Source organism: Staphylococcus sp. mip270_02 (genome assembly GCF_054031535.1).
Genome location: NZ_CM132934.1, coordinates 901,955 through 918,669 on the forward strand (window position 1 = coordinate 901,955; position 16,715 = coordinate 918,669).

The following is a 16,715-nucleotide window of genomic DNA, read 5'->3' on the forward strand; positions in this document are numbered from 1 at the left end:
AGTATAGGTAATGAATAATTGTTATAATTCAAAAATTTAATAAAAAATAAATTAACATGATAAAATAAGTGAAAATAGGGAAATGATTATATACATAGTTAAATTGAAGTAGAAAGGAAGATATGGATGAGTAAGTTAAAAGATAAAGTTGCAATTGTTACAGGTGCGAGTAGTGGTATTGGCGCAAGCATTGCCGAAACCTTATCACAACATGGCGTTAAAGTAGTATTAACAGGACGTAATGAAGCACGTTTATATGATGTAGCAAGACAACTTCAAGAAAATAGTCAGTCTCAAATTGATACACATATCGTAGATGTAACGCAAAAAGATGAAGTAGCCAAATTAGTAAAAGAGACTGAAAATAAATTTGGACATGTAGATATATTAGTGAATAGTGCTGGTTTAATGCTTTCTTCTGCAATTACAGATGGTGATGTTGAAGCATGGGAAAATATGATTGATGTCAACGTCAAAGGTACTTTATATGGCATTAATGCCGTTTTACCAATATTTTTAAATCAATCTACAGGACATATTATAAATATTGCTTCTATTTCTGGTTTTGAAGTTACAAAACAAAGTACCTTATATAGCGCATCTAAAGCAGCGGTACATACGATTACACAAGGGTTAGAAAAAGAATTAGCTAAAACAGGTGTAAGAGTCACAAGTATTTCACCTGGTATGGTAGACACACCACTAAGCGGTAATACTGATTGGGGTTCTCGTAAAAAGTTAGATCCGCAAGATATAGCTGAAGCTGTCGTTTATGCGTTACAACAACCTAGTCATGTCAATATCAATGAAGTTACCGTAAGGCCAGTATAAAATATTACAGGTAAGTATTGTTTCATATATTTTGTACTTTGTTATCTGTTAATTATATGGGAGTGAGGTGAAAATCAAATTACAAATGTTGATTTTTGTCTCACTCTTAAAATTTATATTTTTGTACCTCTTTATATGAAAGAAGTGATAATGAATGTACTATAGACGATTAACTGAAATTGACGTAAAGCAATATCGTAAGTTGCGTTTGAAATCATTGCAAACTGATCCGAAAGGTTTTGCATCTACTTACAAACGTGAGTTAGAGTTCCCACTAAGTAAGTTTAAATCGCGAATTATATCTTCAGAAACTCAATTTACAATTGGTGCGTTTGATGACACCGCATTAGTTTGTATAGGTACTTTTTATAGCGAAACATTAGAAAAGGTGAAGCATAAAGGCAACTTAGTGACGGTATACTGTGATCCATCATATAGACGACAAGGTATTGCCAGTTTATTGATACAAAAAATAATTAACGAAGTAAATGAACTAGGCTTTGTGAAAATAATTGGATTATGTGTACTATCCGAAAATAAAAGTGCTATTGCATTATATGAACAATTAGGATTTAAGCGTTATGGAACTGAGCCCAAAGCACTATTTGATGGTATTAGTTATTATGATGAAGATTTAATGTACATGGAATTATAATATATAGCAGTTGTAAATATTAAACTAAGGTGGGGTAAAATATGGAAACAGATTATATTATGGAGACAAACTTTATTATTGTGACAGAGCGATTATATTTAGTAAGACCTTCTCAAGAATATTTAACTGACTTACACAGTTTACATTCAGATCCGAGAACAAACATTTATAATCCAGCGGGACCTCATCAAAGTATAGAAGAAACAGAAGAGATGCTTAAGTCATGGATTGAACATTGGTTTAAATACCGTTTTGGTTACGCATTAATGATAGAAAAAGCAAGCGGTCAAATGGTTGGTATGTGTGGTTTGGCATATAAAACAATGTTAGGTGAAACATATCTTAATTTGGCTTATCGTTTGAAACCAGAGTACGCGCGAAAAGGGTTTACCAAAGAAGCATGTTTAGCAATTATAGCGTATGTGAAGAACGACATACAAGTGAACCATCAAATACTTGTGCGCACAAAAAAGGATAACTTACCTTCTATTATGACTGCACAATCATTAGGATTTGAAAAAATAAGCAGTTATAACAATTATGAGGAAATGGGCGACATCTATCTTTTTGAGTGACATCTGTTTATGTTATAAGATATGTGTTTGTGATGAAATATTACATAGCCCGCCTTCACATAATTGTAAATTTTTAGTAGACCCTCTAAGTAAGGTCACTGTGTAAGTCTCGATAACTCAATAATGATTACCTGAGCTAGTGCTCATGCATAAGTCCCACTAACTTTCAAAAGAGGAACACCTGAGTAGGGACTCATGTGTAAGAGCCACTAACTTTATAAATAAAGAAGTGGCTCTTTAGAGAGTGGGCTTTACAGCCATTCTATAATTTCAATTCTATTGCCAAATGGGTCGTAAATATAAAAGCGATCAGCACCTTCAAGTTCATCTCCGTATATAATTTCGACTTCTTGTAATTCAAGGTTTTTCCTTACTTCTGTTGCGTTGTGTACTGCAAATGCTGGGTGTGCTTTTTTAGCAGGGCTAAAATTGTTTTCAATGCCAATATGAAGTTGTTGTTGGCCGATTTGAAACCAAACTCCACCTTTTTGTGCAAGGTTATCTGGTTTAGGTATTTCTTTAAAACCTAATTTTTCAGCATAAAATGCTCTTGCTAAAGCTTCTTGATTTGTTGGTGCTGCAACTTGAACATGATCAATTCCTATAAAGTGCTTTTCCATAATAACAACTCCTTTTGTAATTGATAATATCAAAAGTGTAAAAATAAAACGACTATAATAATTTGTAAGATTGAAAATTGTAATACTATAATTAATTAAATCTTCTATATTATTACATTGCAATTGATAATTGTTTTCAATTATAATGGAAGTATAATACTATGGAAGGGGTTAATATTTTGAAGAAATTATTATATTTCATGTTGTGTTTATTATTATTTTTAGCAGCTTGTGGCAATAATACTGAGTCTAAAGACGCAACTTCAAAAGAAGATACTAAGACGAAAACATATACAACAGGTGAAGGTAGTAAAGTCCAAATTCCTAAAAAGCCTAAGAGAGTACTTGATTTAACAGCTAATTATGGCAATTTTAAAAAATTAGGTATTAAACCGATTGCGATAACGAGTGTTTTTCCTGATTCAAAATATTTAGATATGAGCAAAATTAAGAAGATAGATCCGGAAGATGTGGAAGCAGCAGCAAAATTAAAACCCGATTTAATTATTACATATAAAGAAAATAAAAATAACAAAAAATTAGCAAAAATTGCGCCAACTGTTCCAATTAAGGTGCAGAATATGGATTATAAAGATACACATATAGAAATAGGTAAACTAGTAAATAAAGAAGCAAAAGCTAAAGAACAAGCTAATAAATTATCATCTAAACTAGCACAAGATGGTGAAGAAATTAAAAAAGCAATTGGTAAAGATAAAACTTTTTCAATCATGGATATTCAAGCCAAAGATATATATCAATTCGGTCCTAGATTTGGTCGGGGCAGTGAAGCAATCTATGAAGGATTCAATTTAAAAGAGGATCCCGAAGCAAAAAAAGCTATGCCTAAAGAGAAATTTATGAAAGTTCCCAAAGAAAAATTTAATGATTATTCAGGCGATTATTTATTACTCCCTACAAAAGAAGGGCAGAAACCTAATAATGATTTCGTAAAATCAAATACTTGGAAAAATAATCAAGCTGTACAAAATGGTAATGTAATTTATTATGATATGGATGAAGCAATATATGCAGATTTAATTTCTGTAGAAAAACAAGCAGAATTTTTTAAAAAAGAGTTGTTGAAAGACAAATAAAACAGACGAGGTGAATATGGTTTACAGAAATCTTATTAAAAATAGATTTTTGTTCCTATTTCATCTCGTCTTTGTATTTAAAACATTATTACCAATGATTAATATCTGTGCGTTCTCCTTTGAAATTATTATCGGTTTTATGACGTTGAGCGAGAACTTGTTCAACGTCGTCAAATTTTATATCTAAGGCGTGTAATAACACAAATAGATGATACATTAAATCAGCAGTTTCATTCGTTACTTCTTTGCTATCATTTTTCATTGTACCTATGACAACTTCAAATGATTCTTCGCCGAATTTTTTCGTGATTTTTTCTAGTCCTTCATTCAATAAATACTGTGTATAGGAGTTTTCTTTATTAGATTTGGCACTAGTTGTTACAGTTTGCTCTAGTTGTTGCACGTTGAAAGGCGTAGGTGTGTTAAAGCAACTTTGACTACCTGTATGGCATGTTGGCCCATTTGGTACAACATCGATAAGGAGTGTATCTTGGTCGCAATCTAAATGAATATTCTTTACGATTTGAGTATTGCCAGATGTTTCTCCTTTTGTCCATAAACGATCTTTGGAACGTGAATAAAAACAAACAACGCCACTTGTGAGTGTTTGTTGATAAGCTGCTTCATTCATATAACCGAGCATTAGCACTTGTTTTGTATTAACATCTTGCAATATAGCTGGTAAAAGCCCTTTGCTAAAATCAGGTTGTTGTGTAGTCATCTAACTGGGATACCTCCTTGTGCCATTGTTTTTTTAATTTCATCTACAGTTGTTTCTTTATCATGTAAAATACTTGCGGCAAGACCGGCAGAAACATCAGTTTGCTTAAATAAATTAACAAAATGCTCTGGATTGCCACCGCCACCACTAGCTATAACAGGAATATTTACAAGTTGTTCTATTTCATGCAAGTGAGTGACATCGAACCCTTGTTTCATGCCATCATGAGTCATACTTGTGATAAGTAACTCACCTGCGCCTAAAGCTTCAACTTCTTGAACCCAATCATAGACACGTTTATCAGTACGTTGCTTACCACCATGTGTATAGCAAAAATAGTCATTTAATTCACTATCATAATTACTATCAATAGCGATACAAATGCATTGGCTGCCAAATTTTTCACTAGCTTCTTTAATAAATGATGGATTTTTAAGTGCACTTGAATTCAATGATACTTTGTCAGCACCATGATTTAACAGTTGAGAAATATCATCAATAGTTGATATTCCACCACCGACAGTTAATGGTATAAATAGTTTATCTGCAGTTTCTTCAATAACATCCAACACTAGGTCATGACCCGCTTCTGTACGTGAAATATCTAAAAAAACTAATTCATCGGCGCCTTGCTCGTTATAATACAGTGCATATTCGACTGGGTTACCAATATCTCTTAATCCTTTAAATTGTATGCCTTTAACGACGCGCCCATCTTTAACATCCAGACAAGGAATGATTCTCTTTTTAATCATGATAAGCCCTCCCAAAAAGTAGGGTTATGTGCAGCTTTACCTACGATAGCTGCTGAGACGCCAAGTGATTCTAATTTCTCTAAATCTTGTTGATGACGAATACCGCCAGAAGCAACGACAGGTTTTTGAGTTGCGTTGACTAATTGTCCAGTAATTTCAAAATTAGGTCCTTCTAGTCGTCCATCTTTTGAAATATCTGTGTAGATGACACCGCCAATTGGTAATGACTCAATTTTTTCAATTAGCTCAAATAAATCTAGTTCAGCATCTTGTTCCCAACCATTTATTTTTACTTCTCGTTTATAGGCATCTACTGAAAGGTATAAACGATTAGGATATTGGTGTGCCATTTCAGCTAACCATTCTAAGTTTTGAATACCTTTGGTACCGATAATACAATAATCAATACCATCGTTAAAATATGCTTCAATGGTTTTTAGACTTCTAATACCACCACCAACTTCTATAGGTTTATCGGTTAGAGCCCGTAAGTCTTTAATATAGTCTTGTTCAATAGATGACTGTTGTTTAGCACCGATTAAATCTACTATATGAATACGATCTACACAATTGTATTGATTATAAAATTGAATGCTTTCTTCAGCGCTACGTGACATTTTTTCTTCTGAATCATATTTACCCTCAGTAAGACGTACGCTTGTTGCATTGATTAAATCAATGGCTGGCCATAGTTTGATCATTTAGGAATCCACCTTTCAGTGCTTGATTAAGTATTGCTAAGCCATCATCGCCACTCTTTTCAGGGTGGAATTGGATGCCTATATAATTTTTAAATTGTACAATTGCAGGGACTTGCGTGCCATATTCGGCAAATGCTACAACATATGCTGACATTTCTGCCTGATAAGAATGTACAAAATAGACATCTTGAGAAAGTGTTGGTTGGTTACTAATTAGATTGTTCCAACCTAAGTGAGGTACTGGATAGGGCGTTTCAATAGGTATGATTTGACCTGGAATTAGTTTTAAACCAGATACTTCGCCTTCAGCACTCCATTCATATAGCAGTTGCATACCAAGACAAATACCAATCACAGGTTTGTTTGTAACAGATTGCAAAATCTCCACCAAACCTCGTGATTGAATCGCTTGCATGGCATCTTTAAAGTGACCGACACCAGGTAAAATAATCATATCAGCAACTTCAATATCTTCTGGATCATCTGTTAATATAGATTCATAACCAAGATGATTGATTGCACGTTGTACATTTTTAATGTTTCCTAAGCCGTAATCAATAATGGCAATCATTCTATCACACCCTTAGATGAGGGTGTGCCTTCGATGTCATTGCTTGATAGAGATTCTTTAAGTGCACGCGCAAAAGATTTGAAGATTCCTTCTATTTCATGGTGAGTATTACCACCACGTATTAAATCAATATGCGTTGTTAAGCGGGCATTAATGACTAATGCACGGAAGAATTCTTCTACTAATTCCGTATCAAAAGTGCCTACCTTTTCACGGCTTAAATGTGCATTAAATGAAAGGAAAGGACGTCCACTAATATCAACCACGGTACGTGCTAATGTTTCATCCATAGGGATATAACTTACGCCATAACGTTGAAAAGATTTTCTTTCTCGGGTCATTTCTAACAACAATTGACCTAAAACAATCCCAATATCTTCTGTGACGTGGTGATCGTCTACTTCTGTATCACCATTTGCTTCGATAGTAATAGATAAGTTGCTATGAAAGGTGAAGAGGGTCAACATATGATCTAGAAAACCCACGCCAGTGTTGATTTTGCTTGGGCGATTGTCGTCTGCAAGTGAGATAGATAATTGTGTTTCAGCAGTGTTACGTGTTTTTTGATAAATCATATTGAGACCTCCAAGTTTTAATAATTTCTTCTAAGTCATCCAATTGTGAATCTGTCGCAATAGAGTAACGCACATAGTCATTCATTTCTGGCTCATCATACAATCTAGGTAAAAAACCATGTGACTGAATATATTGCCCTAAGTTTTGTGCCGCTGCTCCTTTAGTAAGTACAAAATTAGTATATGATGGAAAGACGACCATAATATCTGCAACGTAATCGCTAAATAAGTTTCTTAATCTAAGTGCTAATTGGCGTTGATGATCAATGAATTGTTTGGTTTTTTTCGGATGTTCAAACATATATAAAGCGATGTGTAGCGTAAGCGTATTTAATGGATAGGGGTGTTCAATACTTTGTATATGTTGAATTGTCTCAGGTGTACCAATTAGAACACCTAACCTTAAGCCAGCGATACCGAACGCTTTTGATAAGGTACGCATTTGTAGTACGTGTGGTTGCATATCAAACTTGTAAGCTTCACCGAAATCTAGGTATGCTTCATCTATTACGAAATAACCACCAATAGTGTTCATCTTGTCAGCTATAGCTTTTAAAAATGTAGTACCATATTGTTTGCCAGATGGATTATGTGGATTGCTCATTATAAAAAATGCTGGCTGAACTTCCTCGATCCGTTGTAAAATCTGTTCAAGGTTAAATGTTAAATCGTCCTCAGCTTCCACAAATTCAATAGGACGATTTACTTGAGCGGCATAAGCCTGGTACATGAAAAAATCTGGATTAAGTGTTAATGCCGGACCCTCTGGCATGATTAACATTAATTTTTGAATCAGTTCATCAGATCCATTACCAGCTATGACTTGTTCAGCAGTATAGCCATAATAATTTGCATAAGCTACTTTAAAGCGTTCGTATTCATCATCTGGATAAAAGTTAAAGGATGCTTCTTGTATTATTGTAGCTAGTTGTGAATCTGTTAAAGGACGAAGTGGGCTTTCATTTTTGTTAATTCTTATCATCAATATGACCCCTTTGTTGTTCTAATTTCAATAGATTGTTCATGGTTATATAGTTGTTCAATATGAGCAAGCTCACGAGCAGGTTTTTCAATTTGATTGAAAGTATCTTGAGACAAATCTATGACTGAGTGACGCGTTAAAAAGTCATTCACTGATAAACCGTTCGTAAACCTTGCTGTTTGATTCGTAGGTAATACATGGCTTGGTCCAGCAACATAATCACCTATGACTTCTGGTGAATAATGACCTAAAAATAGTGCTCCTACATAACGTACATGATTTAAATAGTCTTGTGGTGAAGCGGTTTGGATTGATGCATGTTCAGGCGCGATTTGATTCATTAAATCACAGGCTTCTGTAAAGTCATCAACTGCAATCAAAAAATGATGATTAGCTAAACTTGCTCTTACGATAGATTGACGTTCAATTTCAGTGAGTGTTTGTTGAATCTTTTGTTCGAGTTGTTGTAGCAGCTCCTCATCTTCACTAATAACAAATGTACGTGCTAATTCATCATGTTCAGCTTGCGCAAATACATCATATGTAATCGCATCTAAATCAGCAGTTTTATCAATGATTAAAGCAATTTCACTTGGGCCTGCAATTTGGTCTATACCCACCTGTCCAAAGAGATATTTTTTCGCATAAGCAACATATTGATTGCCTGGGCCAACAATTTTATCTACTTTAGGTATTGTCTCAGTTCCATATGCAAGAGCAGCTATACTTTGTGCGCCACCAACTTGGAAAACATAGTCAACGCCAGCAATATAACATGCTGCCAAAACGATATCAGGTAGGCCGTCTGCTTGTGGTGGTGTTACAACAGTTATATTTTCGACACCAGCAACTTTCGCAAGTGTTGCAGTCATTAATACAGTTGAAGGATAGCTCGCTTTACCACCCGGTACATAAACACCAACGCGTTCTAAAGGGTGATACATTTCATAACATTCAGTAGAACCTTGTTGGTCTGTACATTTGATAGATTTTTGATATGTCTCAATACGAGCATGACTATGTTGTAAAGCTTCTCGTAAATTATTGTCTAAGCGGTGAAAGGCTGCTTCCAACTCTGAGAATGGAATTGCTAATTGAGGCGTATCTACTTTGTCTAACTCTTTATTATATGCTTTAAGCGCTTGATCACCTTCTGATTTAACTCTTTCACAAATTGTTTTAACTAAGGGATACAAATCCTCATTTAAAGAAGAATGATCTAAATAGTCATTTAAAAATGTCTCTTTATTTATAATCAATGAGTGACACCTCCAAAGTTTGAATTAAATCGTCAATTTCCGTTGATTTTTTAAAGTATGATTGTTTGTTGGTAATAAGTTTTGCATTTATATTCTTAATGGTATCTTTTTCGACTAACCCATTAGATTTCAATGTTGTGCCGGTTTGGACGATATCAACGATGCCATCTACCATATCAACTAAACAAGCTAACTCGATAGAACCAGATAATTTTACAAGCTCTACATCTAGCCCTTGCGATTCAAAATATTTACGTGCTGTTTTCATATATGAAGTAGCAACTTTAGTGAAATTAGTTGTTTCTGGTTTAGAGGCTAAAGCAAAGTGACAATTGCCAAAAGGTAAGTCTAGAAGGTTATTGATTGTATAATTACTTTCTTCCAGTACATCACTTCCAACAATACCTACATCTGCTACACCTTGTTCCACATAAATAGGGACATCGCTCCCTTTAACTAATACAAATTGGATAGAATCAACAGTAATTAACAATTGACGTTCTCTCTGTTCTAACGCTTGTGCATATGAGTGTTCATTTATCTCATTTAAATAAGCAATAAAGCTTTTTAATAATCTTCCTTTTGCTAAAGCTACTGTAAGCATGTGTGTCGCTCCTTTTTTTATAAAATAAATCCGAGTCCAAATCCTTCTAGATCACCTTTGTAAAAACCACCAGTTAGTTGTTGAGATTTATTTTCTTTAAGATGACATCTCATAAATGCACCTTTGTAATATGAGCGAGGTGGCTGAGGTGTAATATCTAGATGTATATCACTAATACCAAGTGATTTGAACCACTGATCCCAACGTCTTAATGCCTGTATAGTATGATGGTCGTGTTGGAAGAGCTGACTTAATAGATCCAATTGTTCTGTCGTTTTAGTAGTTAATAATTGAACGATTGGATGAGCGATACCAAGTTGCGAAGTAAGCTCTGAAATATTACGTTCTTGGACGAGTTTTAATACCTCATCAGTTTGTTCTTTAGTAGTTAAAAGTAAGTCAATAAGTTGGTAATGACCTAAAATAACAAAATCTATCTCATCGTTAAGTGAAGTTTTTATAAACTCATAAAAAGCCATAAAGTCTTCTTGCATATCTGTGATGGTAGGGTTGTAGTGTTCTATACCTAATTGAGTATAGACTTCATTATCACGCACAATAGGGCCTGAATAAGCTACATTGCTTAATTGTCGCGGATAATTACTATAATAACGCAATAATTGATCAGTAAAATCATTGCGTAGCGCAAAGATATGATGGTCATGTTGCCAGAAACTACGCTCTGTCATTTGTTGAAGGTCGTCTTTTGTAAGTGTTTGCCATGATAGAGATTCTATAAAGCTGAAATCGACAAGTTTAAATCCGGCTTGTTGAAAATGCTTTAAAAATGCGAGTTCAATTTCTTTGTTTTTAATAAGTGTTGTAGCATTCATAGTATAACCATCCTTTACATTTACTTTGTTTCTCTACCGAACTAAAGTGAATTGATAAAGAACACTTTAACATAGATATTTTTGTAATTCAATAAATATTCTGAAAATAATAGACAGAGTTCATTTTAGCTAGCTCAAAATATACATATGATACATTTTAATAAAAATAAAAGTATAGCCCGAGCCATAAAATAAATGTCTCGGACTTAGTATGTCTAGTAATCATTAACTAGGCGAGATAACAAAATTATTTTACCAAAAATTGATTGCCGTCCCACCATAAAGTTCTATGTTTTGATATTAACAATATTAAATTTAACTAGGGATGTAATTTATTTTGATTGAGTGATTTTTGTATATTGTTGTAGCAAAGAGTGAAATTAATATTTTTTATTTTCAACTAATTTCTTGCCATAATCTACGTACTTGAGCATTTCATCTTTAGGCACCATATTACCACCTGTTGCCCAAACGATATGGTTCGCATTTTCTACAGCAATGCCATTAATAATTGCTGTTTGAGTTGCTGATTTTATACCAGCAAAGCCAGAAGCTGCTGAAGGCTCAATGAATATGTGTTCCTTTTGGCTCAAAGTATACAGATATCGATACATTTGCTTATCAGATACAGTACATGCGCCGTAAAGTAAGTTATTCATTATTTGACCAACTAGGCGAGAGGGGCGTGATACTGCTAAACCGTCAGCATCTGTGCGTCCATCTAAACCAATATCTGTGACAGCAATTTGATCATGTAGTTGTGTCATCATTCCTAGTAACATACACGGAGCATGTGTCGGTTCAACAAACATACAATAAACATGCTCACCCAAAATTTGATTTAAACCAAAAGCTACACCACCAGGGCCACCACCAACACCGCATGGTAGATAAACAAAGAGAGGATGTTCAGCGTCAACTTGTATGTTTTGTTCTCTAATTTGTGATTTTAATCTTAAAGCTGCTACGGCATAGCCTAAGAATAAATCGGCTGATCCTTCATCATCTACAAAATGGCAGGTAGGGTCATGTTCTGCTGCTTTCCTACCTTCTGCAACAGCAAATTGATAATCGGATTGATGTTCAATAACTTCTACGCCACGGTCACGCAACAAATCTTTTTTCCATTGACGCGCGTCACTCGACATATGGACCGTTACACTGAATCCAAGTTTTGCGCTTATAATACCGATACTTAAACCGAGGTTTCCTGTTGAACCAACAGCCACATTATATTGACTGAATAGTGCCTGATACTTTGGTTCAGCTAAAATACTGTAGTCATCGCTATAGTTTAAATCTCCTTGATCTATTGCAATGGTTTCGGCTAATTTCAGTACTTCATAAATCCCTCCACGTGCTTTGATAGAACCAGATATCGCAAGGTGACTATCACATTTAAGCCATAATTTGCCTATATTAGTTTGAAAATCTGATTTCGTTAAAGCGTCTTGCATAAAAGGAATATGCTTTAAAGGTGATTCTATTAAACCGTCATTTTTTTCGGTTTCAGGAAAAACTATACGAATATAGTTGGCAAACCTATCCAATCTCGCGGCAGCCTCTTCAATATCATTTATAGTAAAAGGGAATGATCCTGGTTTTTGAAAATTTGGATTTTCCCAGAATAAAGGTGTATAGTTTTGTAACTCATTAATTAAAGGAAACGTTTGTTTAAGTTGATTGAGAGTGGTCATGGTAATCCTCCTACAGTACTAATTCATTCTCATATATATTATAGCAAAGTGTTTTTAATAATCGGTGTATATACTCGTATAACATTGGTAGGATGGATAAAAAAACATGTTACTTATTAGCAAGTATCTGAGGAAAACATTTATGAGTCATGTGAAAGAGAATAGTTACAATTAACAAATAGAAAAAGAAGTGGAATAGAAATCACGATTTAATTTGATTTCTATTCCACTTTTATGAATTTATCTCATGAACAGTATCTGCTAATCTAATAAGTAAAACGCTTTAGAAACGTGACTTAAAAGCTAAACTATAGGATAGCAATTTATTTTTTAAAGGATTTTCGAATTTTAGTAAACCAACCTTTGCGATTATTGGATGAAATAACTCGAGGTTGTGCAGATTTTTCTTGTAAAGATTGACCAAATTTTATAGCTTCATTCATAAGATAAGCTTGCGAATTTAATGGTGACAAATTATTTTCAATATAGTGGTAATTACCATTTTGATCTTGGTAACGTCCTTTTTGATTATCAGAAAGTTGAAGATTCATATAATCTAACAGACGACTTGCAATTGCCTTATCTTCAACAGGAAATAGAATCTCTACACGTTTAATCATATTTCTCGTCATCGCATCTGCAGAAGAGAGATAAATCTTATCTTCTCCATTGTTATGGAAATAATAAATACGAGAATGTTCTAAAAAGCGTCCGACTATGCTCACTACTTCAATGTTTTCACTAATTCCAGGTACTCCTGGTTTTAAGCAACAGATACCACGAATAATAAGTTGTACTTTGACACCAGCACAGGAAGCTTCAAATAATTTGAGTATAATATCCTTATCAGTTAAAGAATTCATCTTCATAATAATCTTCCCATTCCCGTGTTCTAAATGGGTCTTAATTTCATTATCAATACGAGCTAAAAAGACATCACGAATATCGAATGGTGCAACAATTAATTTGTTGTAAACTGGTTTAATTGAATAGCCACTTAGATAATTAAAAAAGTTAATTGCATCTTCGGCAATTTCATTGTTCGTCGTTATAATCCCCATATCAGTATATAGCTTAGCAGTCTTATCATTATAATTTCCAGTTCCTAGATGTACAAAAGAAGTAAGTTTATTATTAATACGTTTAACTACTAGCGAAATTTTACTGTGTGTTTTTAAATGTGTCATACCGTAAATAACATGGCAACCAGCGTCTTCTAGCATTCTAGCCCAATGAACATTGTTTTCTTCGTCGAAACGTGCTTTTAATTCTACAAGTACGGTAACTTGTTTCCCGTTTTCTGCAGCATTTTTCAAGCTATTAATAATAGGTGAGTCTTTGCTGACACGATAAAGTGTCTGTTTAATGGCAATCGTATCAGGATCTTCAGATGCTTCACGTATAAAGTCTACAATAGGCTCGAAAGATTCATAGGGATGGTGGAAAAATATATCTCTTTTTAAGGATAGATCAAAAATATTATTATCACCTAAAGATTGTGGGATTTGTGGTACGTATTTATTATATTTTAAGTGTTTTAATTTATTAGATAAATGTCCGACTAAATCTGAAAGCATAGTTAAATCGAGTGGTCCATCCAAGAAATAAACATCATTGTCATGAACTTCTAATTGATTCATAATCCATACAATATCTTCATGTGTTGCATCTCTGCCATCTACTTCTAAACGTACAGCTGTACCGCGTTTACGTTCTTTTAAGAAACGCTCGATTTCAATTAATAAATCTTCTGCACCATCTTCATGGATGGTTAAATCTGCGTTTCTTGTAATTCTAAAGGTAAATGTATTTATGACATTAAACCCTGTAAATAAATCATTTATAAAATAAGTGATAATGTCTTCAACCATAATAATGTATTGTTTGTCGCCTTCATTCAATGCATAAAAGCGTGGTATTAATGATGGGATTTGCACAATAGCTGAATTAATTTCATCAGGTGTATCAATATTCACAAAAATGTTTAAACTCTTATTATTTAATTTAGGAAATGGATGGTAAGCATCGATACCTAACGGAGTCAAAGTAGGTAATATACCAACTTTAAATTCTGTTTCAAGTTGTGCTAAGAGTGTTTCAGGTAACTGATGAGGTTTTACGATTTCTACTTGATACTGACGTAAATCATTGATTAATTCGTTATAAACTTCATACTGTAAATCAACGTTCATTTTGTTTTTTATTTTAATCTGATCAAGTTGTTCCTTTGGTGTTAATTGTGCTTTGTTTTCTGGTTTATCATAGCCCATCTTGACTTGATCTTGTAGACCGGCTACCCGTACCATAAAAAATTCATCTAAATTTGAGCTGAATATAGAAACAAAGTTAAGCTGCTCTAATAATGGATTGTTTTTATCTTGTGCTTCTTGTAACACACGATAGTTAAAATCTAACCAACTTAGCTCTCTATTATTATAATACTGTGGTGAATTTAAATACTTCTCTCCCAAATTTCTATGCATAACTGTTATTACACCTCATTAGTAGTCTTAGATACATATTTTGCTACACTTAATTTATCATAAGAATTTTAAGATTTTGTAAAGATTATAGAAATGTTTTCCTTTAAGATTTTATCGATATGTTTCTTTTGTCTATGAGCTTGATATTCTTCTGCTATAGGTGCGCCATTATAGTAAACGTAAAGGATATAGCCATCGTTCTCATATTTGAGATTTAAGTGCTCAACAGCATTTGTGTGTGAAATATTGAGTGCATTAACGAATTTTATAATGCCTCCTAGATATTGAATATTATCTAGTTCTTTACCACGAAGCCATTTCGTTTCGTGACTAAAGAATTTTAAAAGTGATTTATTTTTAAAACTTGCGAGTAACGCTAATTTGACACGATCTTCATGTTTGAAGCCATCTATCATTGAATTGGCAATTATATAATAGGTATGTGGTGAACTAGAATCCGCATCAATAAATCTACCTAGATAATATAAGTATGCGCCCTCAGCAAATAAAGATTTTTCTGTTTCTGAAACTTCAATTTTATCTAATTTAATTAATTGCTCTAAAAGTGATTGTGCTAATTTTACGCGTTGGTTAGCGCTTGTTTCTTCGATACCATATTCATTTGCTAAATGATACAAAGCATCAGTTCTAATATTTTCTTTCTTAAATTCTTCTGGGTGTCGTTCGCCAATGACATTCATGGCGTATCCTTCACGAAGACCTTTTCGAGAGAATGTAAATTGAGTGGCATCTATTTTATTAAATAAGGTGTTAAAGACTGCTACGGCTGGCAGTATAATATCTACACGGTCTCTACTTAGTCCATCAATATCCTTTAAATCCTCACGTGAACTCTTTTTAATAATTGTATATACTTCTTCAATATTATCTTCTGACATTGTATAGTTGTGCACGCCACCGATAGGGTACGAGTGTTCAGACTGGTGTATACGTGCTACGTTACGAGCAGAACCACCAATACCTACGAGTGCAACTTCTTGATTTTTTATCCATGATAATTGGTCAAATTGTTTAGATAAGAATTTTTCCATATCTTTAATTGCAGATTTGTCGTTATGATCTTTACCATCAAAAAATTTGCGCTGTAAAGTAACGACGCCGAAAGGGAAACTGTGCGATTCTATTAGTGTCTTATCTTTAAAAAGTGTGACTTCTGTTGAGCCACCACCAATATCAACAGAAACACCATCATTAATGTCAGTAGTATGCGTAATTGCATAAAAACCATAAAATGCTTCTTCTTGATCGTTTATAATTTTAATTTTGATATTTAGTTCTTTTTTTATTTTTTCGAGAATTTTATCTCTATTTGTTGATTGTCTGATTGCTGCAGTAGCTACAGGGTGTAATGCATCAACTTCGAATTTATCTGCTACTTTTTTAAAGCTACTTAACGTTTCAGTTAATACTTTAATACCATCGTCGTTCATTGCTAAATCTTCAGTTAAATATTGGCTTAATCTTGCGGGTGTTTTAATATTTAATAATTCATTTAACCCTGTTTTTTTATCAAATTCGAAAATAACCAATCTAATGGTATTTGATCCGATATCAATTAATCCTATGCGTTCCATAATGCCTCCTAAAATATTAATGAGGTAATTTATATTGCTCTATTTTATTTACCCATTTCTTAAGTTTATATTACATTAAATATAATAATTTGTTACTAATTATTTTCATACTGCTCAATAGAAATTAATTTAAAATAAATAGTATAAATTATAACGTGTAA

17 protein-coding genes are annotated in these 16,715 nt (G+C 33.5%); 4 read left to right on the top strand and 13 right to left on the bottom strand.

What is annotated here, in order from left to right; genetic code table 11:
• Positions 1 to 126: 126 nt before the first annotated feature.
• The 3 genes from ACW5YJ_RS03935 (at position 127) to ACW5YJ_RS03945 (ending at position 2,061) form a co-directional block, all read left to right on the top strand.
• Positions 127 to 831, top strand: coding sequence for an SDR family oxidoreductase (locus ACW5YJ_RS03935; protein ID WP_107551668.1), 705 nt, complete (start codon positions 127 to 129; stop codon positions 829 to 831).
• A 154-nt stretch (positions 832 to 985) separates the two neighbouring features.
• Positions 986 to 1,486 (top strand): GNAT family N-acetyltransferase, encoded by a 501-nt coding sequence (locus tag ACW5YJ_RS03940; protein WP_017723137.1) that lies wholly within the window; start codon positions 986 to 988, stop codon positions 1,484 to 1,486.
• 41 nt (positions 1,487 to 1,527) lie between these two features.
• Complete coding sequence (locus tag ACW5YJ_RS03945) at positions 1,528 to 2,061, top strand: GNAT family N-acetyltransferase (RefSeq protein ID WP_107551669.1); 534 nt, start codon at positions 1,528 to 1,530, stop codon at positions 2,059 to 2,061.
• 251 nt (positions 2,062 to 2,312) lie between these two features.
• On the opposite strand, the gene ACW5YJ_RS03950 is transcribed toward ACW5YJ_RS03945, so the two are convergent.
• A complete protein-coding gene (locus tag ACW5YJ_RS03950; protein ID WP_017723139.1) occupies positions 2,313 to 2,681 on the bottom strand; it encodes a VOC family protein in 369 nt (122 codons plus the stop codon).
• Positions 2,682 to 2,860: 179 nt separating this feature from the next.
• On the opposite strand from ACW5YJ_RS03950, the gene ACW5YJ_RS03955 reads away from it, so the two are divergent.
• On the top strand, positions 2,861 to 3,778 hold the full coding sequence (locus ACW5YJ_RS03955; RefSeq protein WP_107551677.1) for an ABC transporter substrate-binding protein: 918 nt from the start codon (positions 2,861 to 2,863) through the stop codon (positions 3,776 to 3,778).
• An 88-nt stretch (positions 3,779 to 3,866) separates the two neighbouring features.
• Here ACW5YJ_RS03955 and hisIE read toward each other — a convergent pair whose 3' ends face one another.
• The 12 genes from hisIE to ppx form a co-directional block, all read right to left on the bottom strand.
• The gene (gene hisIE / locus ACW5YJ_RS03960) at positions 3,867 to 4,499 is read right to left on the bottom strand and encodes a bifunctional phosphoribosyl-AMP cyclohydrolase/phosphoribosyl-ATP diphosphatase HisIE (protein WP_135091902.1); all 633 of its coding nucleotides are present in this window, start codon (positions 4,497 to 4,499) and stop codon (positions 3,867 to 3,869) included.
• Entirely contained in the window at positions 4,496 to 5,254 is a 759-nt protein-coding gene (gene hisF, locus ACW5YJ_RS03965; protein ID WP_017723142.1) for an imidazole glycerol phosphate synthase subunit HisF, read from the bottom strand. Before hisF ends, hisIE begins: the two co-directional genes overlap by 4 nt.
• Positions 5,251 to 5,955 carry a 1-(5-phosphoribosyl)-5-((5-phosphoribosylamino)methylideneamino)imidazole-4-carboxamide isomerase gene (gene hisA / locus ACW5YJ_RS03970; protein WP_135091900.1) on the bottom strand — a complete coding sequence of 235 codons (705 nt, stop codon included), beginning with the start codon at positions 5,953 to 5,955 and terminating at the stop codon, positions 5,251 to 5,253. The genes hisF and hisA overlap by 4 nt, the downstream gene beginning before the upstream one ends.
• Complete coding sequence (gene hisH, locus ACW5YJ_RS03975) at positions 5,930 to 6,526, bottom strand: imidazole glycerol phosphate synthase subunit HisH (RefSeq protein ID WP_135091898.1); 597 nt, start codon at positions 6,524 to 6,526, stop codon at positions 5,930 to 5,932. The genes hisA and hisH overlap by 26 nt, the downstream gene beginning before the upstream one ends.
• Entirely contained in the window at positions 6,523 to 7,101 is a 579-nt protein-coding gene (hisB, locus tag ACW5YJ_RS03980) for an imidazoleglycerol-phosphate dehydratase HisB (RefSeq protein ID WP_017723145.1), read from the bottom strand. Before hisB ends, hisH begins: the two co-directional genes overlap by 4 nt.
• Complete coding sequence (locus ACW5YJ_RS03985) at positions 7,079 to 8,083, bottom strand: pyridoxal phosphate-dependent aminotransferase (protein WP_017723146.1); 1,005 nt, start codon at positions 8,081 to 8,083, stop codon at positions 7,079 to 7,081. The genes hisB and ACW5YJ_RS03985 overlap by 23 nt, the downstream gene beginning before the upstream one ends.
• Entirely contained in the window at positions 8,083 to 9,339 is a 1,257-nt protein-coding gene (hisD, locus tag ACW5YJ_RS03990; protein WP_245168344.1) for a histidinol dehydrogenase, read from the bottom strand. Before hisD ends, ACW5YJ_RS03985 begins: the two co-directional genes overlap by 1 nt.
• Positions 9,329 to 9,946, bottom strand: a complete 618-nt coding sequence (hisG, locus tag ACW5YJ_RS03995; RefSeq protein ID WP_017723148.1) for an ATP phosphoribosyltransferase — start codon at positions 9,944 to 9,946, stop codon at positions 9,329 to 9,331. Before hisG ends, hisD begins: the two co-directional genes overlap by 11 nt.
• Before the next feature lie 17 nt (positions 9,947 to 9,963).
• Positions 9,964 to 10,779 carry an ATP phosphoribosyltransferase regulatory subunit gene (locus ACW5YJ_RS04000; protein WP_457338514.1) on the bottom strand — a complete coding sequence of 272 codons (816 nt, stop codon included), beginning with the start codon at positions 10,777 to 10,779 and terminating at the stop codon, positions 9,964 to 9,966.
• 380 nt (positions 10,780 to 11,159) lie between these two features.
• The gene (locus ACW5YJ_RS04005) at positions 11,160 to 12,476 is read right to left on the bottom strand and encodes a D-serine ammonia-lyase (protein ID WP_457338515.1); all 1,317 of its coding nucleotides are present in this window, start codon (positions 12,474 to 12,476) and stop codon (positions 11,160 to 11,162) included.
• Between the two features lie 323 nt (positions 12,477 to 12,799).
• Complete coding sequence (locus tag ACW5YJ_RS04010) at positions 12,800 to 14,959, bottom strand: RNA degradosome polyphosphate kinase (protein WP_171914764.1); 2,160 nt, start codon at positions 14,957 to 14,959, stop codon at positions 12,800 to 12,802.
• A gap of 68 nt (positions 14,960 to 15,027) precedes the next feature.
• Positions 15,028 to 16,557 carry an exopolyphosphatase gene (gene ppx, locus ACW5YJ_RS04015; RefSeq protein ID WP_026113513.1) on the bottom strand — a complete coding sequence of 510 codons (1,530 nt, stop codon included), beginning with the start codon at positions 16,555 to 16,557 and terminating at the stop codon, positions 15,028 to 15,030.
• Positions 16,558 to 16,715: the final 158 nt, after the last annotated feature.